Origin of the sequence: Legionella sheltonii, assembly GCF_026191355.1 — a bacterium.
GTDB lineage: Bacteria > Pseudomonadota > Gammaproteobacteria > Legionellales > Legionellaceae > Legionella > Legionella sheltonii.
Genome location: NZ_JAPHOQ010000008.1, coordinates 46,436 through 72,120 on the forward strand (window position 1 = coordinate 46,436; position 25,685 = coordinate 72,120).

A 25,685-nucleotide genomic window follows, 5' to 3' on the forward strand; every position below is an offset into this window, starting at 1 on the left:
CATTTTAGCGCTTATAACAAGGAGGTTTCGCATGTATACCTTGTATTCATTTGGGACGCCTAATGGTATTAAACCGACGATTATGCTGCACGAGCTGTCCCAATCCTATTCGATTAAAACCATCGATATTTCTAAAGGAGAACAGTTTAATCCGGATTTTTTAAAAATTTCCCCGAATAATAAAATTCCGGTTTTATATGACTCGCAAACCGATTTTTATTTGTTTGAAAGTGTGGCTATATTGCAATATCTTGCAGAAAAGCATCATAGATTTTTACCGGATTCACTGCAAAATAAGTACGCTATTCTCGAATGGTGCTTTTTTCAAGCAGCTCATATAGGTCCGATGTTTGGTCAATTGGGACATTTTCATCGTATGGATGAAAAAATTCCTTATGCACTCAAACGTTATGCGGATGAAAGTGAGCGTTTGTTAGGGGTTATGGAAAAACAACTGACCCAATTTTCTTATATTGGTGGTAATGAGTACACCATTGCCGATATGGCCATTTGGCCCTGGATTTACTGCTTTCAGATTTTTTATCAACAGGCTATTGATGCGCAACGTTTTGCTCATTTACTTAAATGGTATCAACGGATCAGTGAGCGTACCGCGGTGAAAGCGGCTTTAGATGCATATGATTTGACTTTGGAAGGGAGAAAAAAATAAGGCAGATAGAACCCTCACCCCGGCCCCTCTCCCACCTGGAAGAGGGGATTTTTTTGGGTCATTTTATTATTAGTTAAACACCTGTGTTGCTTGCACTGCCACATCTAACCCATTGCCAGTTTCTTGTTTCTCTGAATAAAACCCATTCTTAACCAATAACTGACTCACAGGTATTGTTGGGGTTAGTTGATCAGTAGGAGGAGTGCCCTGATTTGAAGGAGGAGTACTTAGTGTTTTAAGCGTGTCTATAAGTTTTTCTTGTTTCACAAGAAGTTCTTGATAACGGTCATTCGATTTCTCAAGCTCTTGTTGCACCAGCACCAGTTTCCTTTCGGCATCGCAGATGCGTGTCACTATGGTATCAAAGCTCGTTTCTTTATTAGTTAGAAATAAATCGAGTCTTTCCTGGAAAGCCTGGCGTTGTTCTTCCTTGCCAATGGCGGCAACCGTTAATTCTGATATGGTGGCCTGCAACGTATTGATCATTACTTGCGCTTTATCAAGATCCGCTCCGAGTGCTTCTCTCACCTTGTGCACTTCCAGAACTTTTTGCATTAACTCCTCTTGACTGGCTTTGTATCCCTCTGTAATACGGTCTAACTTTTCCTGATTTTTTTGCATTAAGTCGGTTTGTTGTTCCACCCCCTCTTTGAGGGCTTCAGAAATTTCTACTAATCCATTTCTAGTTCCATCTAAAGCCTCATTAATTTTAACGGTGGCCATGATTTGTTTATCAATCAAATCAATGCGCTTGCTTAGCGCTTCAATATTTTCTGTGAGCCGTACATTTTCATTGGCAAATTTTTGAATCTCTACTGCTAATTGTTGACGGATAATATCCAGAGCATTAATGGTTAATTGCAGGAGGTCGGCTAAGCCTAAAATACCTTGTTGCAAACTTTCAATAGCACTGGTACTGCATTTATGATGATCATCAAGGATGATTCCTCCGGCTGTATAGGTAACCGCCGTGACCCCACAAAGTGCCAAAAGAAAGCCAATATGTGCGACAATGCCCATGATTAGGGTGGGAACCGTTAATGCGACTCCACCAATAATCTTTTGCCAAAGCGGTAGTTCACCCCAGTATTCCGCAGCTCGCGAGAACATACTCGGATTTTTTTCCATGCTTTTGATGGTATCTTGCAGACTTTTTTTGATTTGCTCAAATATTTCTTTGGTAATAGTGATTTTTACAAGTTTGTCTTGATCGGTATTGTTAAGATTTTTTAACTTCTCTTTTATTTCTTTAGATGCTGTTTCTTCGACTGCGAGTATGGTTGATTCTTTATCTTGCTCTGGCTCTTGTACGGTATCAAGCTCCCTTTCTTCTACTGCATCCAGATCAATAAGTTGTCGAGTTTCTTCTTCGTTGGTAGCCATGTGAATTCCTTTCTGTTGAATAATCTTCCTGTAACTACTATTTTTAACCAGAATATCTTAAAAAAACAAGAAAAATTTATTCCCTGGAGTTAATAATAGGCTGATGCCTCAATTAAGTGATTATATATAAATATAAAAAATTCATGTATCTTTAAGAAAAGTTGGGCTTGGGAGCCCAACTTAATAAAGTACATTTTACATTGTAACAGATCTATATTCAGGGCTTTCCTCAGAAGAGGCGGTACACTTAGCAATTTCGGCAACAGCAGTGGCGCCGGTACGGCTAAGAAGATACAGCAATGCGATAGGAGCTATAACAGCGGTTACTATGGATGCAGCAACAGCAATTACAGTACAGGCAGCTGCAATAATTCCAGCTTTTGCAGAAGCTCTAAGGTTATCTTGAGCCGTTTCTATTGCCTCTTCTTTGCCTGCACGTAGACTATGTAATCCAAAACCTGCAGCAATAACCAATTTTCCAAGTGCATAAAGTGCAGCGCATGCGGCAGCTATGGCTGCAGCTCCAGCAGCAAGAGCAAACACTATAGGCCCATGAATTGGTGCTGTGACTGTAGTTGCGATATCTGATTTAGTACTCAGTCCAAGTTGCTCCGCTAATGCTTTTTTCTTTCCAAACGGAGTAAAAAATCCAGGTACAGTTTGTTGTACAAATCCATATCCTTCTTGTAGCTTATCTTTAATTGCATTGATTGCAACTTGTTTTTCTTCAGGATTTCCTATCAATAAATCCAATACGCCTTTTTCACGGCCAAGAGATAGTGGTTGACGTGATGAGCGTTTAGCAGACGAGCTGTAATATTGATACGATTCTTCAGTTAATTCTTTTTCCTCTTCCTCATAGGGCTCCCGGTAATCGCGTTGTCCTGATTTTCTTGAACGTTCTGGTTCTTTAACAAATTTAGATTCCATAAATAAACCCCTTGAGTTTGATTAAAATCGGGTCATCCTATTTAAAAAAAGAATACAAGTCAAGTTGAGTTTATTTGGTTTTTTGATTATTTTACTCACACTTAACTCAAAAGATGATTTTTATGACGTATCGTATTGGCCAACGCTGGATAAGCAACACCGAAACCCAACTTGGTTTGGGTATCATTATTGATTTGAATGGTCGGCAGGTGAGCGTGAGCTTCCCTGCTGCGGATGAAGAGCGTATTTATTCCACCGACAGTGCTCCCTTAAGTCGTATTATTTATAAAGTGGGTGACGAAGTCACTACCGCAAACCAACAGAAAATACAGATTTCTCAAGTGGAAGAGCGTCAGGGATTGTTATTTTATACTGGAGAAGATGAGGCGGGCAATGAACTACAAATTAGCGAGCTTTCTTTAGACTGTTTTATCAAATTAAACACTCCAGAACAAAGATTATTTAGTGGTTTGTTGGATAAGTTAAGCACCTTTAAATTAAGGATAGATACCCTGCATCATGTCAGTAGATTACAACAGTCTAGTGTTAGAGGATTATTGGGTTCAAGAACCAGTCATCTGAAACATCAGGTTTATATTGCCAATGAGGTGGCACAACGCTATGCACCGCGGGTGTTGTTGGCTGATGAAGTAGGGTTGGGTAAGACTATAGAAGCCGGCATGATTCTTCATTATCAATTAGGTACGGGTCGCGCCAGCCGGGTATTGATTGTGGTTCCCCAAACGTTGATTCATCAATGGCTTGTCGAAATGATTCGCCGATTTAATTTATATTTTTCGATCATTGATGCGGAGCGCTATGAACTTTTATATGAGTTAGATGAAGAAGAAGGGATGCATATTGGTACAACCCAAGAGAATCTTTTTGAAAACGAACAATTGGTTTTGTGCAGCCTGGATTTTCTGATGGAAAATGAACAAGCTCGCCAGCAAGCGTTGACTAGCCACTGGGATTTGCTCGTTGTTGATGAGGCACATCATTTACATTGGTCTGAGGAAGAAAAAAGTCCTGAGTATGAATGCATTGAGGAATTAGCAAAACAAAGTACAGGCTTATTGCTTTTGACTGCGACACCAGAACAAGCGGGAATTGCCAGTCATTTTGCCCGCTTGAGATTGCTTGATCCATCACGATTTTATGATTTTCCTACCTTCAAAAAAGAAGAAGAAGGGTATCAGCACATCAACAGGCTGGTGCAAGAGTTGATGACCTACGGGGAACAGGCGACGGATGTCTTGCCAATAACGCTTAAGTCGCAATTAGAAACTTATCTAGGGGACATAACCGGTTTGAGTGTTAGTCAGCTCATTAAAGACTTGTTGGATCGGCATGGGACAGGACGAGTCTTATTTCGCAATACGCGGGCTGCGATTCAAGGGTTTCCTGAGCGTCAAGTGCATGCCTATCCTTTGGAGTGTCCTACGATTTATTCCGCAATGGATGAACAAAAAGGCCAGCGTAAGCTTTATCCTGAACAACTTTTGGATAAAGCAATATGGCTGGAAAATGACCCTCGAGTGAAGTGGTTAGCGAATAAAATTAATGAATTACATCCCCACAAAGTTCTTGTTATTTGTGCTAAGGCCAATACAGCAATTGCTTTAGACCAGTATTTAAAATTAAAAGTAGGTCTTCGCAGCACTTCGTTCCATGAGGGATTATCAATTATTGAACGAGATCGTGCTGCAGCTTATTTTGCTGAACTGGAAAACGGGGCCCAGACGCTGATTTGTTCCGAAATAGGTAGTGAGGGCCGAAACTTTCAATTTGCTCATCACTTAGTATTGTTTGATTTACCTTTAAATCCAGATTTATTAGAGCAGCGCATTGGACGGCTCGATCGAATTGGCCAGCGACATACAATTGAAATTCATGTCCCTTATCTCATGAACACGGTGCAAGAGAAATTATTTCGCTGGTATCAAGAGGGATTTAACTTATTCACCAAGAGCTGCTCGGTGGGTTTTACTCTTTATGAAGAATTTGAAGATCGATTATTACCCATTCTCGATACAGTAGCCCCCCCCCCACACGAATTGGAGCAGTTGATTGCAGAAACGAAAACTCGTGCCGAACAAATTAATCAAGCACTTCACGAAGGCCGCGATCGGTTGTTGGAATTAAATTCCTGTAATACCTCCCAAGCAGAGGCCTTGATTGCCGCTATTGAGGCAGAAGAAAATTGTTTGGAGCTAGAAAATTATATGGCTCAAGTATTTCAGGAATACGGTATTGATCATGAGTACCATTCTGAAAGTACGGAAATATTGCGTCCTACGGATCATATGAAAACAAGTCATTTTCCAGGATTAAAAGAAGATGGCGTTACGGTGACTTATTCTCGTTCTAAAGCACTTGTGCGAGAAGATGTTGAGTTTCTAAGCTGGGAGCATCCCATGGTCAATGAATGTATGGAAATGACTTTGGACTCCGAGTTGGGAAATGCCGCGTTAGCGACGATTTCTATAAAAAGTATTAAACCTGGAACCTTGTTTTTGGAGTCCTTTTTTACAGCAAATTGTGCTGCACCTAAAAAATTGCAATTGGATCGCTTTCTGCCTCTTACTCCTATTCGGGTGCTTATGGATGTATCGGGAAAGAATCTGTCGAAAATATTGGATTACAAACAATTAAATCAAATGTGTGAGCCTGTAAAACGTCATTTAGGCTATCCAATTATTCAGCAAATCCGAACAGATCTGGAACGCATATTAGCGCAAAGTAAAAAAGTTGCGGAAGCGCAACTTCAGGAGATCATAGAGCAGGCAACGATAGAGATGAAACAAAGTGTGACTCATGAAATAAATCGACTTGAAGCATTAAAAAGTCTCAACCCTTCGATACGTGAGGATGAAATTGCTTATTATAAAAAGCAGCTTCTCGAAAGTGAGGGATACATTCATAGTACCGCTTTAAAGTTGCAAGCACTGCGCGTTGTAATTAATAAAGCCTGAAAAACCTTCAGACATAAAGCCTTTATTATTTGAAAGGATCCGGTTTGGTAATTATCCGGATCCTTTAATGCGCCTATGCAGATTGAATGTGCAACCCTTCGTAAGCTTGCTGCAATACAGATAATTTATTGCGAGTATCCGTATGAAAAAAACCAAAATGTTGTGCTATGAATTTAGGGAGGGGATCTCGATGTTTATCAATGAATGCCCTGTTTTCATGATTGTTTAATTCATCCTGAATTTTTTGGATAAACGTACCAGACTGTTCTGTTCGCATTTGTTGAGGAAGCATCAAAAATTCAAGGGTTGTTTGATATAAAGAGAGAACTAACGTGTAGGTTTTATTCGCTTTATCTACCCGTTCGTCGTCTGTTGACTTTTCTTGTAACATCGCCATGGATTTAATTTTCAAGATCCTTAAGGAATAACTGATTTTTTGATATTTGGCTCGGTTAAAATCGGATGGCTGCTCTTTTTGCATCGCATCAATCTGCTGTCTTATTTGCTGATCCAGATCATTTAAAATCCTTTCTTTTCGGTTGATGTCCAATAATTCATCTTTAGCGATGGTTTCTTTTAATAATGACTTCCTTGGGGCAGTGACTTTGATTGGCGTGTCTGCAATTTTATTTTTAGCGTCCATAGCTGGATTTATCGTTTGTGCAATGGTTTGAGGTAGGGTATACATTTTTTCGAAAAACTGAGCGACGGCAAGCATCTCATAAACCGCTGTCCTAGTTGCAGATTCTGATGGTTCAGAGTGACGATTTTTATATTCTTTAACTTGCGTGCCAAGCTTCAGTAGCATGTGTTCTACTGAGTCGAGAACCATGATAATTTCTTTGGGAAATAATCCTTCTTTTGCAAGGCGCATGGTATTTTTGTTGGCTTTAGAGATCGCGACGAACGATTCTTTGACGTGTTGCAGGTCGGCTTCAACAACCCTACATAAATTGTCGAGTACCGTAAAAATTTCAGTAAAATGCTGCGGATCATTAATATAAATTGCTCCCAATTGTTCTATGCTGTGTAATAAGTGAGAGCAAAATGCTTGTAAGGAAATAATGGCGTGAATTAAGTGGGCAAAATTTGCCATAATGACAGTTCGCTCCAGCAACTCGTGATCTTCATTAACCACCACAAATTCGGGATCTTTTTCAGGCCCCACTCTTTTGGTGTTAATAAAATTGCGTGAGTCACTAAATACCCGCAATATTGCTTTTAACTCTTTGTCTAACCGTGCCTTGTCTTTTGATGTTTTGCTTGGTTGCTGCTGAATGGTTTGTGCCCAATCGGTGAACGCAAAAAGATCGGCGGGTGATATGACTTTTTTTTCTTTCAAAATGGAACATGGCCTTAAGGATTTGAGATAGTATGCAGCCAAGCCGATGATCCAGTCTTTAAATACAGCTTCCGGTAAATTGATTTCATGAAATTTACTAAGTACTGCCCCCCATACTTCAGATTTAATATACTCTCTACGGACCATATTATTTTCCAGCTCATCAAGGGCTACTGTATCTGCTAAATCCTTTTCTTTCTCGGGCACCACCATTTTTACTAAGAGTCGTAACAATCGATTACTGTCATCAAGGCAGGTTTCTCTAAGTTCATTGACTAATTCGCGTAATGACAGTGACTCTTTATGTTTGTCCAAGTGTTGTTTGGCATCCAATAAGTAGGTATATACTGGTTGTAAACGTTTAAAATGCTGGCTATTTTCCCGTCCTTCTTTAGATGCATAATCATCAATAAAGTCGGTCAGCGCGCTAAGATATGCAGAATCAAAATCATAGCCCTCGAAGCTTAAGCATCTGTTTTGTAAAATATTGAGTAAATAGGAAAGAACACCTGCGGTAGTATCATTATGATTATCTCGACTTAAATAATACTCTTTTAATTTTAAGATGGCATGGAGAATGGATTGTCTGTATGAGGATAATTCAGTGGGTACTTGTGGGAGTTTTCTGCCTATTTCCTTAATATCATCCACTGTATAGTGCAGGGAATCTACTGATTTGATGTCATTTTCAAGGGTAAATTTGAAAATGGGTGGGAAGCCTTGAATAACTCCATAACCAGGAACTTCAATTTTTTCCAAGAAATGTTTATGGCGTCGATTGATGTCTTCAATTTCATCTCTATGTTTTTTTTCTTCATAGTGCTCCCATTTTTTATGAGCAATTGCAATGACTGCTCCTGTACCTACTATCCCAAGAGCTACTAAACCTGCGATGGCTTCAGGTTGTGAAAGGCTAAGAGCGCTGATACTGCTTAATCCATTTAATGCACTGGTTAGGGGCATAATTTTATCCTCACTAAAAAATTTAAGGCGCGCTATCTTAAAATTAGGTCGATAGGAAAAAGCGAACTACAAAAATTAAAAGGTAGCTTTGTATCCACATGCAATTTGCACGCCAGGGAGTTTTCTTATAAGTTGAAATGTGTAGAATGAATGGAATACGACTTTAACTGGGTCCTCTCTGAGATCATCACTTTATGGAATATTATTCAGTTCTGTATCTCTTGATTTTATTTTTAGTCTCCGCTTTGGTGCATCACTTTTATAAGAATAGCGTCTGTTGCCAGACCTCTGCCGGTAGCATTGTCATGGCTATTGGGATTGCCACTTTTGATGTGTTGCCGCAATTTCAATTGGTAACCCCTTTGGTTAAACGACTGATTATCCTGGAGTTGTTGGTTATAGAGCTTTATTTAATATGCTTTTTTGTAAAATGTTCTATGGCAGGGCAATTTAATTTGTTTACTACCAGCGCAATAAATCAATTTGGTATCGGGACGTGGGTAGCCGGTTCTTCAGTTTTAACACTCTTATTTTTACAAGAATTTCCCTCCTGGGATTTGGTTATTTGGCTGTGTGCCTTTTGCGCGTTATTTTTTTGGCCGATTTATCTCGTTATTTCATTAATCAATTTACAGCGCATTTTTTTTAAAAAAATAAAAATACATACGGGTAATATTTTACTTCTTACTGTGAGTACGCAAGCATTAGCGTTGCTTACCCATTCTTTGTTTGCATCAGTAATGCCGATTTTAATAAGCCAGGTATTAATAATTTTGGGTTATTTTTTCTATGCCATTGGGATCATGATTGTTGGGAAGTATTTGCTTTCATGCTCAAAGAAACGTTTGCTGTTAGGTTGGAGTAATGGGAACAGTATCATTCATGGCGCCCTGTCCATCTCGGGATTGGCCAGTACAGCGACTCACGCTCTTGATGATAGGGTAATTCTTAATACTTGGATTCTTGCAACCAGTTTATTATTTCTTGTTGAGGGAATGAGTTTCATTAAAATGTACCATCGAGTAAAAATTGCAGGTTTTATTGATGGCATATTTGTTTATAATCTTTCTCAATGGACCCGAATTTTTACTTTAGGAATGTATTATTCATTTTCTTTTGCCTTATACAAACAACATGTGGGTAACAAATTTATAGTACAGACAGTGCTAATGTATGGAAAATATATTGTATTAATACTTTTGTTGTTTGAGGTATTTATTTTTTTACAGGATAGGTTAAGTAATCGAAAGCAATAACAATTACTCAGCTTAAAGTTTTTGAATTGTGTAGTACAAACGGATGAGTCTACTCATGAATCAGCAAATTAAGAAAATTACAACAGATCTGTTGCATTTGGCTGGTATTACGCCCAACGGGAATGAACCTTGGGATATTCAAATTAATAATGAAGAATTTTACCAACGTATTTTTAATGAGGGTTCTTTAGCACTAGGCGAGACCTACATGGATGGATGGTGGGATTGTCAAAGCCTCGACCAATTCTTTACCCGTATTCTGCGGGCGCAACTGGATCAAAAAGTCAAAGCCAACAAATGGTTATGGCCAAAATTAATTTGGCTCAAATTAATTAATCATCAATCTAAAAAACGAGCCCTGGAAGTAGGTCGAAGACACTATGATTTAGGCAATGAACTATTTAAATCCATGCTGGATAGCCGTATGAATTACACCTGCGGTTATTGGAAAAATGCCAATGATCTTGATACGGCACAATTGAATAAATTGGAATTAAGTTGCCAGAAATTAAAACTCGAACCGGGGATGCGTGTATTAGACATAGGCTGTGGTTTTGGTGCTTTTGCCAAATATGCGGTGGAGCATTATGGTGTCAGTGTGGTGGGGATCACCATATCCAAAGAACAGTATGAATATGCCAGACAAAATTGTTCTGGGTTGCCTATTGAAATCCGCTTCCAGGATTATCGGGATATTTATGAACAATTTGATCGTGTGGTTTCTTTAGGGATGTTTGAGCATGTAGGTTATCGAAATTATCGTGTTTACATGCAAAAAGCTCGTGATTGTCTTCAAGATAATGGTTTGTTTTTGTTACATACCATTGGCGGAAACGAAACGACCAAATCCTGTGATCCCTGGATTAATAAATATATATTTCCTAATGGTGTGATTCCGTCTATGGAGCAAATCAGTAAAGCTTCAGAAGGATTATTTGTTATGGAAAACTGGGCAAACTTTGGGGCTTATTATGACAACACCCTAATGGCCTGGCATGACCGCTTCGAACAAAATTGGGAGCGTTTAAAGGAACAATATGACCAACATTTTTATCGTATGTGGCGCTATTATTTATTAGCATGTGCCGGTTCTTTTCGTGCTCGTTCAAACCAGTTATGGCAAATTGTCTTTTCCAAAGAAGGCCTTCCAGGAGGGTATCAAGAGCCTTTATTTACAGGCATTAAAAACAAAGAATCTGAAAATAAAAAAACAGTTTCGAATTTTGAACTGTTATAAAAAAAAGAGGGATACTTGCCGTATCCCTCGAGTGTATTCAATTAGTGCTTCTTGGCAAATGCCATACGCAAATGACTGTTGATGGTTTCGATTGCACTACGACATGCTGGAGTATCAAAAAGATCATTGAGCATGACGAAATCATGAATAGTGCCGTGATGGCGGATTCCGGTGACGGGAACACCCGCTGCATTAAGCTTATGCTCATATGCTTCACCTTCATCCCTCAATACGTCACATTCACCATTAATTACTAGTGCTGGAGGTAACCCTTTGAGTTGATCAACAGTGGCTTGCAACGGACATGCGGTGATTTCTTTTCTTTTTGCTTTATCGGGTAAATAATTGTCCCAAAACCACTCCATGGCTTTTTTGGTTAACCAAGGGCCATCAGCAAATTCTTTGTAGGAGTCATTTTCAAAGTTGGCATCAGTTACTGGATAAATGAGCACTTGATAATCAATTTTAGGACCGCCACGTTGTTTGGCAAGAATGGTCATCACTGCGGCCATGTTTCCTCCGACACTATCACCCGCAACGGCTAAACGAGAAGTATCCAGGTTGAGTTCTTTGCCATGCTCTGCAATGTATTTCAACGCCGAATAATCTTCTTCAATTTGAGTTGGGTATTGTGCTTCCGGAGCTAAAGAATAATTGACAAATACAACTGCAGCATGAGCACCCACTGCAAGCTCACGCACAAGACGCCCATGAGTTTGCCAATCTCCAAAAACCCAACCTGCACCATGATAGAACATGACTACGGGTAGTTTTTCTTTTGAGCCTTTGGGACGAATAATACGAATGCCTACTTTCCCTTTGGCATGTTGAATAAAACGATCTTCAATATCTACCGCAGGTTCTTTTATTGAAGGGGCTTCTTGCAATTTATCAAAAATGGCTCTTCCTTCTTGTACTGGAAGATCATAAATCGGTTTACCACCAGCTTTCTTGATTTTTTCAACGAAAGCCCAGGTTTTTGGTTCTATACGCTTACTCAGATCCATTTTTTCTGTCCTCATGGTTGAAGTTTAAACACAATTTCTTTTTTTTTCTCTTATGAATAATATGAAGCCAAGGCTGTCACTTTTATTAACAGGACAAAATAAGTATAGACAATTTGGAGATTTTTGTTTTTTCTTAATAAAAAAGCTAAAAAACTCAAACGAGTGGTGATTATTGATTCGGTAAAAAAGGGGATGGGATCTCATTGATACAATAACGTGCAGCCTGAGCGTAGGGGAGAAACCGCTTTCGGTTTTTCGGACTTACACCCAAGCTAAGATCTTAGCTAAATCTTCATTATTCATTTCCTACTGGAAACGATCCATGTTCAGCATTTCGATAATCAGGGAAAGAACAGTGCATGTGTGCAATCTTCCAGGCTCCCTCTTCTTTTTCGATGGTTAGGGTACCACGCAAATGTTCGAATAGATGCTCCTTGCCCTCGATGGTAATGCGTGCATTACATACTGCGGCAGCCCACATGGCATCTTCAGGAGTTGGAACAAAACGAATTATTTCTATTTTACCCTGCTCTGATTGGCTCCAATCCCTTCTAAATTGTTCTTCTATTTCTTTTACGCCGATACGATATTCATCAAGTGCAGATCCCCAAACATTCGTATGTTGAGTAAAAAGACTGAGTAACAAAGGTAAATTACGTTGTTCATACCCATCACAAAATTGTTTAAAGAGTTGCTCTGCTGGTTTTATTTCTGGACGTTTCATAAGTTATTCTCCTGAGCCAATTTTTGACGGAGTATAGAAAACGAAAAAGAAGTTGTCTGTCCGTTACAAACACGGACACCAGTAAAACCCTATACTGCCGAACATAGATACAACATCCGCTCCATTTCTAATTTGGAAGAATATCCTGTACGTTGTTTGATACGCAGCAAATAGGTATCTACTGTTCGAGGTGAAAGCTCAAGAAATTGAGCGATTTGTTTGTGGGTTGCTCCTTGCAGCAATAATCTGAGACAGGTTAATTCTTGTCCCGTGAGGTAGGTCGCTCCACTTTTTCCAATCACAGGGATTTGGCCTTGAGTCAGGCAAATATCTTTGTAATTCACATCACGATAGGCTTCAGGTAAAGCGATGGGGTTTTTATTCAGTTCTTGGATTAACTCTTTGTTTTGAAGATCAAAATCAAAAATAAACTGCTCAATTGCTTTGAGCTTATTGAGATAAAAAGATCCCGCATGTTCTTGTTCATAGGGTAAGGCAACCGCAATCATATCGTAATAATTTTTACTGCGGCGGACTAAGGTCAGCCCATTGTGCATATTAAATTTTTCGCGGGCAATTTGCACTGGTGTACTGGGCAATTCTTCATCCCAAAGAAACCAGTATGAGTGCGTTTTTTCATGATCGTTTTCAAATGATGAGAACACCACAGGTTCATTCTCAATGTGTTGGAAGTATTCAAAGAGACCGGTATTGTTGGTCAAACAATTAATTGAGCCATCCGCAAAACATCGTAAATATTGAAAATAATTAAATCCAAATGTGTCCAATAAATTTTTGCTGACTTCCTGAATTTTATTTTTTAGCAAAAAAATGGGATGGTTTAAGTCAATTTTTAATGACATTTTATATAAAGCAACCTGAATTAATTAGACAAGCTGAAAGGTATTTTGTCAGTAATTTTATTATTGATCAAATTGAATTGCATTGTTTCATTTCTTTATATTTGATATAAAGTTTAAAAAAAGCGTATGGATTTTTAATTTCAGAATAAAGGAGTTTATCATGTTGAAGCAAAAAAATAATTCAGGTAAGCAAGAGGAAAAAAGACTCACCCCTCCACGTCTTAAACGCCAATTATCAGTAGCCTATATTGCTCCAAACGGTCGACTTACCTCAGATGATCCCGATTCTTATCAAGGACAAGAACGCTTGGAATATCAGGACGCCTTAATAAGGCAACGACCTGAAACAGGTTATGCTGATGGAATTAAAGCAAGAAGAGAAAAACAAAGGGGGCGTTTTTTTTCCCAGAAAAAGGAAGAGGAACAGGTAGAATATACTGTTCCGACCCCTCCATAAAAATTTATCGCTCAATACCTCTCCCAGAGAGGTATCTAAGCGATAATTTTGAGTCGAAATAGCCTAGCGGGCCTAAGGATAAAAAATGGATGGGCTAATGCCAAAATCCCCACACAAATTATTCCAGGAGCTTATTCTACCGAATGGTTTTTTTCCAAATAATCCTCGTTTTCCGTTGTTAGTCTATAAACAGACCTTTGCAATGGCCAATCAGTCAGTGCACGCCATACAACAAGTGTTACAGCGAAATCACTGGGGACAATTATGGGTTGATTCAATTTACGACTACCATCATTACCACAGTACAACGCATGAAGTATTAGTTATGATTGAAGGAGTCGGTACCGTTCAATTTGGAGGGGATGAAGGCAGGATTTATGCAGTGAGTCAGGGGGATGTCGTGATTATTCCTGCGGGAGTAGCACATAAAAGTTTGCATTTATCCCCAGGCTTTAAATGTATTGGCGCTTATCCCGGCAATATCGATTTTGATATGAAGTATGGTATAGCAGAGGAACATCCCCAGGTTGACGAGCAGATAAAGCGCGTTGGATTACCCCAAAGTGATCCCCTGTTTGGTGAACATGGATTATTATTTAATTATTGGAAATAGAACTCTAAAACAAGGAGTTAAAAGTATTTTTTTTTGCTTTTAAGGTCTATATTAGATAGGTAGGAACCCATAATTTAATTATTAAATTATTCGCATTTTATGGAGTTTGTTATGTCTGTCGCCTCAATAAGAAAAGTTTATAATGTTTACGCTTCATTCTACGATTTTTTGTTTGGTTCTATTTTTAACCCAGGTCGTTCTTTGTGTACCGATGTAGTCAACAAAGCAGCAAAGCAACACGCTACAGTCCTTGAAATTGGTATTGGGACGGGTTTGTCTTTACCGCTGTATCGTGAAGATTTACACATTACGGGAATTGATATTTCTGAAAAAATGTTGGAAAAAGCAGAAGAGCAGGTGGTAAAAAATAACCTCGAAGAGCGTGTGCAATTAAAGATTATGGATGCGGCCCATTTAGAGTTTCCTGATAACAGTTTTGATTTCATAGTGGCCATGTATGTGGCCTCTGTCGTCCCTGATGTGAATGCTTTTTTGCGCGAATTAACACGCGTTGCCAAGCCTACGGCAGAGATAATCTTTGTCAATCATTTTGCTTCGGAACATTCTGTAATTCGTTTTTTTGAGAGAGTATTTGCACGAGTTAATGAGCTCGTTGGTTTTAGATCCGATTTTTCAGTCCAATCTCTTCTTAATTACAAGCCATTAATCCTGTTGGATTCTCGAAAGACCAATCTCTTTGGTTACTGGAAATTATTGCGTTGTAAAATACAGAAAGAAAAATGAAGCAAATTCCTCTCCCAGCGATGGGAGGGGGGCGAGGAAACTTATTGCCTGCAATCAATACCCTCATCCGCCCTAAGAGCACCTTCTCCCCATGGGGAGAAGGGAGCTAATCTTTTATTTCTGACTGGATGAATTTGCGCAGTACTCTCGCTATTCGTCCTTGATGACGCGCCATGGGATACCATCCTGGGCATTGGGTTAAGCGATAAAAACTTAAGCAATATTTAACTGGACTTAAACGGTTTGCTAATGCGAAGGCGTTCAATAATCGCTCTTGAGGTTCAAAAGCCTGCCAATGACTCAAATAGCTATCACGTAATATGTCATAGCGTTCACTGTGTTCTCCGATCTGATGCTGGTGCATCATGTCCATCAAAAATGAAATGAGAGAAAAAAATGGGTGGGTGATAACGCTTTCACCCCAATCAATAATTGTGAGATGCCGCGCTTGATGCAGAATATTATTCTCGTGAAAATCACTGTGCTCTATTGTTTCAGGAATTGCATATTGGCTTAGTTGCTGGCAAAGCTCCACCACTTTGGGGTGCAAAGAGATAAGTTGCTGCCACTCATTTGTACGCAAACCATCCTCTTTTAAAAAAGTAGATTCCTCCAACAATTTTAAATATAAATCCGGTAAATTAGTCAAACGCCAATCAGGCACCCCGAGCGCCAGCAAGGAACCCATTTGACTAATAAGACCTATCTGGATGGTTACATAAGATTTAAGTGCTTCTTTGGCCAATTCAAGTTGATAGTTCATCGCCATACTTTCTCTAAGGGGCGTCCCTCTATCGCTCATCAAAAAGCAACCTAAACCGAAATTAGTAGTCAGTACTTCAGGTACTAAAGCTGGAAAAAAACTGCGAAGGTACAATATTAAATTAGGCTCAATAGCAAAGACTTCCGGTATTTGTTTTAAATAAAAAAATCCTTTTGTAGTAGCAATTTGATGCACCTTGGCCCAGGAAGCATGGTGCATTTGTTTAAACGTTCCTTGTATGGAATAGCCATGTTGATTCAGGTAGTTTTGTGCCCAAAGAAACGCCGGATTACTTTCTGCATTCATAGATTACCGTCTCGTCATTTTTAGCTGGGGATGCAGATCTATCAAATGCCTTAAGTAGGCGAATTTCTTTAAAACCCGTTTCATGCAATAAATCCAGTAACAGGGATGGATCATCATAAAGCCGAATTTTATATTCCTCGATTTCAGTTGTTATCAGTTGATTGGCTTCAACTAATTCATATTTGCCAATTGAATAACAAATTGATTCTTCGAGTATGGCCAGTTGACTGAGCAAAATGATTTGTCCATCGGCTCGATACCAACGTGAACCACGCCAAATGCCCAATTCTTTAGGAACGGCATTTAAGGTTTCTGTTTCAAAGATCAAGCGACCATTTTCTTTTAAATGATCGTACATCACCTTTAACGCGTGCTTAACCGTAGCCAAATCAATAATAAGACCAAACGAACCACTAGGAATAAAGATTAAACTGTATTGTTTTGCTTGCTGGAGTTTTTCAAGGTATCCATGCCAGATATTGGGATTTAAATGTTGCGCTCTTGCTTTAGCATGTAACGCATCCAGCATCGATTGGCTTGCATCAAACCCTTCGACATCAAATCCTTGGCCTAACATCGGCAGCAGAAAGCGACCTGTGCCACACATAGGCTCCAAAATAGGACCATCCGCTTCTTGTGCATAACTTAGATAAAAATCCCAAGCATCCTTTGGTGGGAGAGGCTTGCTCAAATCATAGACTTGGGTGCATAAGCTTAAATAAGTATCCAATGATTGATTCGGCATAGACAATAAACCTTGCAAAGCAGAAAAAGTGCGTTGTTAAATTTTATACTTTTAATTTTGTTTCGCCTATTCTCGAAGGTAACGATTTTTTTTATTTTCTATTACATTGAGTCAAAGCATAGGAAGAAGATAAAGAATATCACTGTTTTTCTTTTTTTTTTGTTGCTATTATCTGAAAACGTTCTTCTTAATTGAGAGGAGGAATTGTGTCGCAAAAAACATTAATTTTTTTACCTGGGGTTCTATCAGATCAGCGAGTTTGGTCATATCAAACCAATCATTTGCAGGATCTGGTGCGCTGCCAAAGCATCCCCTTGGTGAGAAGTACCACTGAAGAATTAATCCAAGAGATTTTAAATCAAGTTGAAGGTGATTTTTTCTTGGTGGGACATTCCATGGGGGGATGGCTGGCATTGGAGCTTGCCAGGAGAGTCCCCGAACGCATTTTAAAACTATGTCTATTAAATACATCGGCACAACCCGACTCCAAGGAAAAACATCAAAAAAGAATTTCGATGATCAAACAGTCTGAACAAGGAGAATTTGCAGAGGTCGCTGCAGCACTTGCAGATGATTATGTTGTTGATGAGCGAGTCAAAACAGAAGTCTACTCGATGTTTTTAAGTGTTGGCCAACAAACTTTTATTGCGCAACAAAAGATCCTTTTAGCGCGCCAGGAGTGTCGCTCCTTTCTCTCTTCTTTGACCATGCCGACCTTAGTGATTCATGCTCGCCAAGATAAAAATTTTTCTTTGGCGACACATGAGGAACTATGCTATCACCTTCCCAATGCTAAATTGGCGATTATTGAGGACTCAGGACATATGTCGCCTATGGAATCCCCCCAAGCGGTAACCACTTTATTACGTTTTTGGCTTGATTACTTTTGATGAAGTTAATCTTCATAGTCGTTCAAATCAAATGCTTCTTGTAGGTTTTCCAGTTGTTCTTCAACGATGGTTAATTTTTCAAAACTTGCGATATGGAATAAGGCTTGTCCTGAATGCACCAGAGGTAACATATTTTCACCAATAATAATCCCGGAAATAGGTGACTTTAACTGGTACTCTTCCGTACTGGTTGGATTGGCAATAACTGCTATCGTTTGTCCTTTAGCTACCCGATTTCCAGATTTTTTAATGTGTCTTAAAATGCCGCTTATGGGGGCTCTAATCCAATAACTGTTTCTGGATACCGTAGGTGTGCATTTTTTTACCCTGAATTTTCCTGGTTGAATCATCCCTAAGGCGCCCATAACACTCAAAATCCCATTAATGCCAGTTCTGATGGAAAGCTCATCAAACCGCAAAGACTCTCCCCCTTCATAAACAAAGATGGGGATACCTTGTTCATTGGCATATTCGCGCATTGAACCATCTCTAAAAGTCGAATGCAGGATTACAGGAACATTAAATGCCAGGGCCAATTCTTCAATTCCTGGCATATCCAGGTTTGCTCTAATCTGGGGCAAATTAAAACGATGGTTCGAGCCAGTATGCAGGTCAATCGCATGGGTTGATTGGGATAAAATTTGTTTACTAATTATTTCTGCAAGAATGGCTGCAAGTGAGCCATTGGAATTACCAGGAAACGATCGATTTAAGTCTCTTCGATCCATGAGGTAGCGTTTCTGATATAAGAAACCATATACATTTACAATAGGGATTGCAATGATGTTCCCCTTGATCCTTTTGAGTCCCTTTTTTTTCAAGAAGCGCCTGATGATCTCAACACCGTTGATTTCATCACCATGTATTGCGGCAGTAATGCATAATGAAGGACCTTCCTCCACACCATTAATAACATGTATTGGTAAACTGATGGGTGTCCAGTCATATAACTTGGGCATGGGTAATAAAATGGTTTTCCTTTCTCCAGGTTTGATTTTTACATCACCAATAATTACGGGTGCTTTGTTACTCATTCCCATGACTTCCTTAAATAAGGCTTATATAACAAGTGTAGCTTGAATTAAGAAAGATATAATAAAAGGGGCACCCGCTTCATAGCAGCAAAAAACGCTTTCGATATGGTTTAGCTAGATAAACGTATCAAGCGAATTACATGAGCGGAGTAGGCATTTTATGAGGATGACGTTGATCGATTTTGGGCTCTTGAGGCCCATACATTCTTATCCCTGATGAAGATTTTTGGTGCACCGTATTTAAATTGGGCATTGAACTTGCGAGAGTACGTTCCTTTTGTAAAGAAGCCACACTTCTTGAGGTAACCCCTGCGGTTTTCTTGACAACTGTTGGCGTGGGGTCAGTGGGTGTATCGATGTGACAATCGCATATGCCGCCGATGATTGCACCAACTAAAGGGGGGATGATTAGAGCTAATCCCAGGGTAAGTTTTGAAAGTAAAATGGTGATAATGATGCCGAGCAAAATACCTGCAAGAGTACTGCTGTGTCCATCGTTCAATCTCCTCATAAGAGGCTCCCAAAAACCTGGAGAATTCCTTAGCGCTGATTTTGTTTTGTCAGTGAATTTTAAAGCACGCGATTGATAGACGATCTCAGCTTGCCTCGCTGATTTGGTGCTTAATTTCCCGATCTCTGTCTCAGATTGTGTTTTCAGTTTTCTAAAAGTTTCCTTTCGATATTGATACAACTCGGTGAAAATTCCTGTCGTACTTTCATGGTGTTTGCTTTCTCCTGGTGGGGGCGTCATGCCTCCAGGATCGGGATTTGCTCGGGATACTTTAGGTTGAATTAAACCAATTCGTGCATTTTGTCTTTTAAGTTTTCTTAATGGCTCCTCCTTTACCTCATTAATTGGCGATGTCTGCAAGAGAATATTTTCTGCTTCTTTAATTTTTTTGATGTTATTCTCGCGAAGTATAGGCATCAACTTATAACTGTCATCAATCCATTTTTTGAAGTTATTAAAGGAGTTCCAATTCTTACTCGATAAAGTGGTTTTTTCAGGAACTTTCGAAACTAAATGATGCCAACGTGTGAAAAATTCAGTTGCGACCGCACAAATTTGCAAAAATTCACGTTTAGTAACGATACCTTGCTCATATTTGCTTTTTCCATCCAAAACCTGTTGCAATGTACTTTTGACTTTAGCAAGGTGTCTTGGGTAATCTAAACCGTGCCACTTTATTTGGACATCATTCCATTTAGTTTTGATGGGTTTGAAGGGATCTGTTACTTCAACGGATTTATATCCAGCAGCTTTTTCGTGAGTGGTGTAGCCCGGGCCAACATGACGAATAGAGCTGTATATTCCTATCGCGCGGTCACTCCTATCAATGACACCAGGACGAATTCCCGCGTTATAAAGCAATGGTTCAATCTGCTCCAAAAGATTGTTGTAGTCTTTTTCCTTGCCTGCTTCGATGTAAATGGTAATTTGCATGCCGTTGAATACACGTAAAATATCCTGAATCGCTTGATTTTTATCGTGTAGCGTCAGGTTACGCTGACTTAAAAAGGCTTCGCTGACTTTTTTCATCTCTTCTAGCATCACTTGCGCGGGTGCTAATCGAGTTGTTTTAAAACAGGGAACTTGTTGCGCGAGAAATAGAGGGCAAATAATATCCCATGCCTTCCCAAGGTCATAAGGATGGATGCTTAGATGAATCTTCCAATGGGATTCTTCATACCCTTCACTACGACCAAAATCGGATACAAAATGTGCAAAGAGGATCGAATCGGCGATTTTTTTGGGGAGAATGACCGCTCCTGTTGCATCGCGTTCATTGAGTGCACTCCAGGGCATGGTGGTGCCGCCAATATGTGCTTTATGATTACCAAGAATGATGGTTTTTGATTCCAAACAAATTTCGTTTAATTCAGAATACGGCATGATTAAAATAGCGGCAGCTTGTTCCTTGAGTTGCTCAATATAATGCCTTTACCAATCTTCTTCAATCTTTTTTGTTCATTTGAGCAAATTATTAACCATTCGATTTGTGGGGCTAATCGATAGAGTTTGTGGAGATGCAAAAAACTGATTTTTGCAATCTCAAAGTTTCAGTAGAGTCGAATGCATCTCTCCAAGTTTCATACCAGTGAGGCATTGATCAAATACGGTGTAATTATCATGTGGGCCTGTGTTAATGATAGGAAACACTATATGGTCGAAAAGATGGGCGCGTTTTTCAATTTCCTCAGCATATATCTGGGCCACTACTGATGGATCATTTTTAAATGCCCCACAACCCCAGGCCCCTAAAATCACGTGTGTTTTGTTTTCAATGATTAATGTATCTAATTGGGCCGCGATCCTTCTCCTCAAGTCAGTGGTGTATTGTTGCAAAGCCTTTGGAGCCAACTCGTGGGGTTCAATGGAAAATTCTGGGGCTGCTGATCTTAATTCATAAAAGGGGAAAATAGTGGAGGGATGAAGAAAGGAATAACTCAGGCCACTGTCTGCAGCGAGTTTGCTGGACCCTTCGTCATCAAAACCAGAGGTCACAGGTACTACTTCTGGCCCTCTGAAACATATTCTGGGGTGGCGGTTAAATAATACTTTATAGGCTATGGCATCGGCCTGGCTGTTGTGTTGCTTTAAGGCTTCATATTCTTTATCCGTCATTTTGATCTTGGCTTCTAATAATTTTTTTGCCATATTAGTGTAGCGAAACGTCATGGTGGCTTTATCTAGATAAATTATTTTGTCCAGTAAGGATTGAGCACAGGTGCTTCGATGCCACATATTTTCTTCTTGAGCACTCCCACCTTCCAAAGCAGCCCCTCCGGGGAATTCAGGATTAGCCATATTAAGTACAGAATAAGTGACGCCATGTCTTTTGGTTGCTTCAAGTGTTGCAAGGCCCCAATCTTTAGGAACGACTTCAACTGATTTGGGAGGGGATACTTTTTGTTGTTCCCATTGACTTAAGTTAAATTGTGCTTGTGTATGAAGTTCTTTGAGTTTGTTCGTATCAATGATGTAATCTAATGTTTTGCCCATACTTTTATGCCGCCATCTTTCCCCAGTAAGGCTGCCTCGGACAAAGCTGGGTTTATGTGCCGCATGTACTTCTTTGATTAGAGCCGGGGCTTTGGGTACTCGTCTAAACAGTGTTCTTGATAGCATGTCACAATCCTTAATTTCGGGTCCTCATTTTTCTGCCTGGTTGGTTCTCTTTTAAAAAACTTCAATGCAGATGGTTTTTACTATGGGATTTTTTTTTAAGTATAGAATACAGCAAGGCGATCGGATTGCTTGAATTCTCATGCTTTGAGAGAAACGTTCAAAATAAAGTAAGTCTGCTAAACTTTCTCTACTTGGTTTGACTGATCGAGAACAGCGCTTGAAACACCGGGAAGCTTAGGGCCACTTTCATCATCCCTAATCCCGAAATTGCTGCCAAAAGTGGTTACCCATCGTTAAGTACGAATTGACTCAGATAAAATTTCAAACGATTTGAGAATTTGCTCTGGTGTATGCATCGCAGTAATAAAAAAGCGTAAGCGAGCGGAATTTTCAGGAACTGCGGGATAAATAATCGGCTTAACATTTAAGCCACGGCTAAAACATTGCCTTGATGTATGAATGCATTTTTGTGAGTCACCCAAAATAATGGGTAAAATGGGGGTGTGCTCATTTAATCCTATGTTAAATCCATAGTTAATGGCGGTCTTTCTCGCTAATTGGCTTAAATCGTTTAACCGACTAATTCGTTCAGGCTCTTTTGCCATGGTTCTTATCGATGATAATGCAGCGGCTGTATTAGCGGGGGGAAGCCCTACTGAAAATACAAATCCTGGACAGGTATATTTTAAGTATTCAATCAGTTCCTTGGTACCGGCGATATATCCACCGCAGCTTGCAAAAGCTTTACTTAAAGTTCCCATCCATATTTCTACATCCATAGGATTAATGCCATAGTGTTCAGCAATACCTCTACCGTTTTTCCCAAGAACGCCCATGGAATGAGCCTCGTCTATCATAAGCCAGGCAGCATGGCGGTTTTTTACCTGAATAAAATGATTAAGAGGGGCGATATCACCATCCATACTATAAATACCTTCAATAACAATTAATACTCTTTTATAAAAACCTCGATCTTTAGTTAAAATAGTATCAACCGCCTGCCAATCGTTGTGAGGGAACGCAATGCGGGTGGCTTTAGAATAAACCGCACCGAGTACCAGACTGTTATGGGCAAGCTCATCATGTAAAATCAAGTCATCAGGTCCATAGAGATGGGCAATAGTCATAACGTTTGTAGCATGGCCACTCGTAAAAACCAGGGCATCTTCAACACCTAACAGTTTTGCTAACTCATTCTCTAGCTCTTGATGAATTATCTTTTGTCCTGATACGAGTCGACTTGCAGAAACAGAGGTTCCATATTTTCTAATTGCATCACAACTTGCGGAGATAATCTCTGGATGAGAAGCTAAACCCAGATAATTATAGGAGGTAAAATTAATATATTCTTTTCCATTAATGATGCAGGTATTTTCAGATATTCCTTGTTGGGCATCAAAAAAAATATTATCCCCTAACTGCGCTTGCATGTTCTTCAGATGAAGGTAAGGAGGATAGGTTTTAAATTCAGTATAATTTGCTTCAGTTGTTTCTATTTTCTTTTGTTGCGTTTCTGAAAATCCATCCCGCTTACTGAGATCAGGCTTTAATTGCTGTTCCCTAATACACTCGAATAGATAGCTCGCAAGCTCTTGGATATTCTCGAAATTAATGATTAGCTCATTATCAATTGGCATGTGGAAGTCATCTTCAATATTGGCAATGAAGTGTTGAATATGCAAAGAATCAAAACCAAAACGTGTTAATGGAGCGCTTATATCAATATTCTCCTGAGGCTGGTTTAGAATGGTTGCTACATTTCTTTGTAAATAATCCTCAATCTCACGGATACTTAACTGCTCTTTACTCATCATCGTTCCCACTTTCAGATTGCCAAACATAAAAAGCATTGAGTTCATTGTCAGCCACTAATTTTTTAATGATGTTTCTTCTTAGCTTGCCACTCGTAGTCTTAGGAATTTTCTTGGGTGGTAACAACGCAATGAAATGAGGGGTTAGGCCAAAACTAGAACTAATATTTGCTTTTATTTTATTTACAATGTCTTCAAGCTCTTGCTCGGAAAAAAGTTGCTTCACTTCGGCAACAATGGCTAATTGTTCGGAATCACTGACATTTATTGAAAATGCTGCGATACAGCCTGTTCTTAAGCGAGAATCTGATGTGGCAAGAAATATTTCAATATCATAGGGATAGTGATTTTTTCCATTGATTATAATGAGCTCTTTTATTCTTCCGGTGATGTATAAATTATCATTATATAAAAATCCCAAGTCTCCAGTTCTAAGATATTTCATGGACTCCGAATTTGTTAAATCAGCATGAAATGTTTCTTTTGTTACCTCATCATTTTCCCAATAGCCAGTGGTAACACTAGGCCCTCGCAACCAAATTTCTCCGATTTCGCCCTCGGCACATTTTTTAAAAGGGGCTTTAGAGGCAATAATTATGGGGACCATGGGCTTACCACATCCAACTAGAACAGTATGCTTAGTATTTTCAACATGGTCCGCCAGGACTACTTTATTTTGACGCAAAGACTCCACATCAACTTTTAAAAGTTGCGGATGGTCATTCCCATTTTTGTGACCACTGACAAATACAGTGGATTCTGCCAAACCGTAAATTGGATAAAAAGATTTTTTTTGGAAGCCGTATTTACTAAATTTGTTATGGAAATTCGTTAAAGTTCTATGATGAATATATTCCGCCCCATTGTATGCCACCCGCCATGAATCTAATTGCAAGTTGTTGCCAATTATCTGTTCATCAATTCTTTTTTCACAAAGTTCATACGCGAAATTTGGTCCGCCACTGATATGTGCTCCAAAATCAGAAATTGCTTTTAGCCATAAATAGGGATGCCTTAGGAATGTAATGGGAGACATCATAAAAATGCGGAAGCCTGCATATACAGGGAATAACAAATTACCTATCAGCCCCATATCATGATAGGGAGGCAACCAGGAAACCATATGTTCATTGCTGGTTTTACCGATTGTTTCATAGACTAAGCTCAAATTATCCAACAGATTTCCATGTCGTACGATGACGCCCTTAGGCATGGCAGTTGAGCCTGATGTATATTGCAAATAGCACATATCTGAGCTTTTAAGTAATACAGGCTTATATAAATTTGCCATATCCACTGATGCTTTATTGATATCCAGCCAGCGAAAATGGTGAAAATCCCATTCCATTAAATGATTCACCTGGGTTGAGAATTTAGTAACAAATTTTTGAATTAAAGGGATGGAGGCAAGATTTTTTATGAATCCCAGTTTTTTTATTTTTTGTATGATCTCTGTATTTGATAAAATAATTGAGGGCTGCGAGTTATTAATAATTGCCTGTAATTTTTCAACAGTACTTTTATCAAATGGGGGATAAGCAGGTACAGCAAGTACTCCCGCAAAAAAGCACGCCCAAAAAGTCACTATGTAATCCATTCCTGGTGAAAAAATCAACAAGGCTCGGTCTCCAGGTTTTACGTATTGTTGAATTAATGCAGCTAAGGAATGGATTTTTTGTTGTAGTTCGCCGTAGGTTAGTAACTCACTTTGTTCAAACAATCCCGTTGAAGAGAAGTAATACAATGGAGCTGATGGGTTCATAAGACAACGGTCTGTGAACAGCTCAACCATGCTTTCGATTTTTTTCTTTGAGTTCATCAGAGTGGCCAAATAGTTTTCAA

Annotated in this window: 21 protein-coding genes; 8 read left to right on the forward strand and 13 right to left on the reverse strand. The window is 39.3% G+C overall.

Annotated features, from left to right (window positions below; all coding sequences use genetic code 11):
• The first annotated feature begins 31 nt into the window (after nucleotides 1–31).
• Nucleotides 32–670, forward strand: coding sequence for a glutathione S-transferase N-terminal domain-containing protein (locus OQJ26_RS09995; RefSeq protein WP_265703690.1), 639 nt, complete (start codon nucleotides 32–34; stop codon nucleotides 668–670).
• 69 nt (nucleotides 671–739) lie between these two features.
• Here OQJ26_RS09995 and OQJ26_RS10000 read toward each other — a convergent pair whose 3' ends face one another.
• Nucleotides 740–2,053: a LegC2/C7 family Dot/Icm T4SS effector gene (locus OQJ26_RS10000; RefSeq protein ID WP_265703691.1), complete on the reverse strand. Its 1,314-nt coding sequence runs from the start codon at nucleotides 2,051–2,053 to the stop codon at nucleotides 740–742.
• Between the two features lie 195 nt (nucleotides 2,054–2,248).
• On the reverse strand, nucleotides 2,249–2,983 hold the full coding sequence (locus tag OQJ26_RS10005; protein ID WP_265703692.1) for a hypothetical protein: 735 nt from the start codon (nucleotides 2,981–2,983) through the stop codon (nucleotides 2,249–2,251).
• A 122-nt stretch (nucleotides 2,984–3,105) separates the two neighbouring features.
• On the opposite strand from OQJ26_RS10005, the gene rapA reads away from it, so the two are divergent.
• Nucleotides 3,106–5,958, forward strand: coding sequence for an RNA polymerase-associated protein RapA (gene rapA, locus OQJ26_RS10010; protein ID WP_265703693.1), 2,853 nt, complete (start codon nucleotides 3,106–3,108; stop codon nucleotides 5,956–5,958).
• A gap of 73 nt (nucleotides 5,959–6,031) precedes the next feature.
• On the opposite strand, the gene OQJ26_RS10015 is transcribed toward rapA, so the two are convergent.
• Entirely contained in the window at nucleotides 6,032–8,263 is a 2,232-nt protein-coding gene (locus OQJ26_RS10015; RefSeq protein WP_265703694.1) for a hypothetical protein, read from the reverse strand.
• 194 nt (nucleotides 8,264–8,457) lie between these two features.
• Between OQJ26_RS10015 and OQJ26_RS10020 the strand changes: the two genes are divergently transcribed.
• Nucleotides 8,458–9,519 carry a TDT family transporter gene (locus tag OQJ26_RS10020; protein WP_265703695.1) on the forward strand — a complete coding sequence of 354 codons (1,062 nt, stop codon included), beginning with the start codon at nucleotides 8,458–8,460 and terminating at the stop codon, nucleotides 9,517–9,519.
• A 55-nt stretch (nucleotides 9,520–9,574) separates the two neighbouring features.
• Nucleotides 9,575–10,756: a cyclopropane fatty acyl phospholipid synthase gene (cfa, locus tag OQJ26_RS10025; protein ID WP_265703696.1), complete on the forward strand. Its 1,182-nt coding sequence runs from the start codon at nucleotides 9,575–9,577 to the stop codon at nucleotides 10,754–10,756.
• A 41-nt stretch (nucleotides 10,757–10,797) separates the two neighbouring features.
• Here the strand turns inward: cfa and OQJ26_RS10030 are convergent, their stop codons facing one another.
• From OQJ26_RS10030 to OQJ26_RS10040, 3 genes are all read right to left on the reverse strand, one after another.
• A complete protein-coding gene (locus tag OQJ26_RS10030) occupies nucleotides 10,798–11,763 on the reverse strand; it encodes an alpha/beta hydrolase (protein WP_265703697.1) in 966 nt (321 codons plus the stop codon).
• A gap of 295 nt (nucleotides 11,764–12,058) precedes the next feature.
• Nucleotides 12,059–12,487 (reverse strand): nuclear transport factor 2 family protein, encoded by a 429-nt coding sequence (locus tag OQJ26_RS10035; RefSeq protein ID WP_265703698.1) that lies wholly within the window; start codon nucleotides 12,485–12,487, stop codon nucleotides 12,059–12,061.
• 89 nt (nucleotides 12,488–12,576) lie between these two features.
• Nucleotides 12,577–13,350, reverse strand: coding sequence for a helix-turn-helix domain-containing protein (locus tag OQJ26_RS10040; protein WP_265703699.1), 774 nt, complete (start codon nucleotides 13,348–13,350; stop codon nucleotides 12,577–12,579).
• Between the two features lie 160 nt (nucleotides 13,351–13,510).
• Here OQJ26_RS10040 and OQJ26_RS10045 point away from each other — a divergent pair, with 160 nt between their 5' ends.
• The 3 genes from OQJ26_RS10045 to OQJ26_RS10055 all read left to right on the forward strand — a co-directional run bounded on the left by OQJ26_RS10045 (nucleotide 13,511) and on the right by OQJ26_RS10055 (nucleotide 15,164).
• On the forward strand, nucleotides 13,511–13,807 hold the full coding sequence (locus tag OQJ26_RS10045; protein ID WP_265703700.1) for a hypothetical protein: 297 nt from the start codon (nucleotides 13,511–13,513) through the stop codon (nucleotides 13,805–13,807).
• 97 nt (nucleotides 13,808–13,904) lie between these two features.
• Nucleotides 13,905–14,420 (forward strand): cupin domain-containing protein, encoded by a 516-nt coding sequence (locus tag OQJ26_RS10050; RefSeq protein ID WP_265703701.1) that lies wholly within the window; start codon nucleotides 13,905–13,907, stop codon nucleotides 14,418–14,420.
• Between the two features lie 111 nt (nucleotides 14,421–14,531).
• Complete coding sequence (locus OQJ26_RS10055; RefSeq protein WP_265703702.1) at nucleotides 14,532–15,164, forward strand: class I SAM-dependent methyltransferase; 633 nt, start codon at nucleotides 14,532–14,534, stop codon at nucleotides 15,162–15,164.
• Nucleotides 15,165–15,270: 106 nt separating this feature from the next.
• On the opposite strand, the gene OQJ26_RS10060 is transcribed toward OQJ26_RS10055, so the two are convergent.
• Complete coding sequence (locus OQJ26_RS10060; RefSeq protein ID WP_265703703.1) at nucleotides 15,271–16,233, reverse strand: phosphotransferase; 963 nt, start codon at nucleotides 16,231–16,233, stop codon at nucleotides 15,271–15,273.
• Nucleotides 16,217–16,978, reverse strand: coding sequence for a class I SAM-dependent methyltransferase (locus OQJ26_RS10065; protein ID WP_265703704.1), 762 nt, complete (start codon nucleotides 16,976–16,978; stop codon nucleotides 16,217–16,219). The genes OQJ26_RS10060 and OQJ26_RS10065 overlap by 17 nt, the downstream gene beginning before the upstream one ends.
• A 206-nt stretch (nucleotides 16,979–17,184) precedes the next feature.
• Here OQJ26_RS10065 and OQJ26_RS10070 point away from each other — a divergent pair, with 206 nt between their 5' ends.
• A complete protein-coding gene (locus OQJ26_RS10070; protein ID WP_265703705.1) occupies nucleotides 17,185–17,868 on the forward strand; it encodes an alpha/beta fold hydrolase in 684 nt (227 codons plus the stop codon).
• A gap of 5 nt (nucleotides 17,869–17,873) precedes the next feature.
• On the opposite strand, the gene OQJ26_RS10075 is transcribed toward OQJ26_RS10070, so the two are convergent.
• The 5 genes from OQJ26_RS10075 to OQJ26_RS10095 form a co-directional block, all read right to left on the reverse strand.
• A complete protein-coding gene (locus OQJ26_RS10075; protein WP_265703706.1) occupies nucleotides 17,874–18,902 on the reverse strand; it encodes a succinylglutamate desuccinylase/aspartoacylase family protein in 1,029 nt (342 codons plus the stop codon).
• 136 nt (nucleotides 18,903–19,038) lie between these two features.
• On the reverse strand, nucleotides 19,039–20,796 hold the full coding sequence (locus OQJ26_RS10080) for a hypothetical protein (protein WP_265703707.1): 1,758 nt from the start codon (nucleotides 20,794–20,796) through the stop codon (nucleotides 19,039–19,041).
• A 159-nt stretch (nucleotides 20,797–20,955) separates the two neighbouring features.
• Nucleotides 20,956–22,032, reverse strand: coding sequence for a poly(ADP-ribose) glycohydrolase domain-containing protein (locus OQJ26_RS10085; RefSeq protein ID WP_265703708.1), 1,077 nt, complete (start codon nucleotides 22,030–22,032; stop codon nucleotides 20,956–20,958).
• A gap of 293 nt (nucleotides 22,033–22,325) precedes the next feature.
• Nucleotides 22,326–23,846: an aminotransferase class I/II-fold pyridoxal phosphate-dependent enzyme gene (locus tag OQJ26_RS10090; RefSeq protein ID WP_265703709.1), complete on the reverse strand. Its 1,521-nt coding sequence runs from the start codon at nucleotides 23,844–23,846 to the stop codon at nucleotides 22,326–22,328.
• Nucleotides 23,836–25,662 (reverse strand): fatty acyl-AMP ligase, encoded by a 1,827-nt coding sequence (locus tag OQJ26_RS10095; RefSeq protein ID WP_265703710.1) that lies wholly within the window; start codon nucleotides 25,660–25,662, stop codon nucleotides 23,836–23,838. Before OQJ26_RS10095 ends, OQJ26_RS10090 begins: the two co-directional genes overlap by 11 nt.
• Nucleotides 25,663–25,685: the final 23 nt, after the last annotated feature.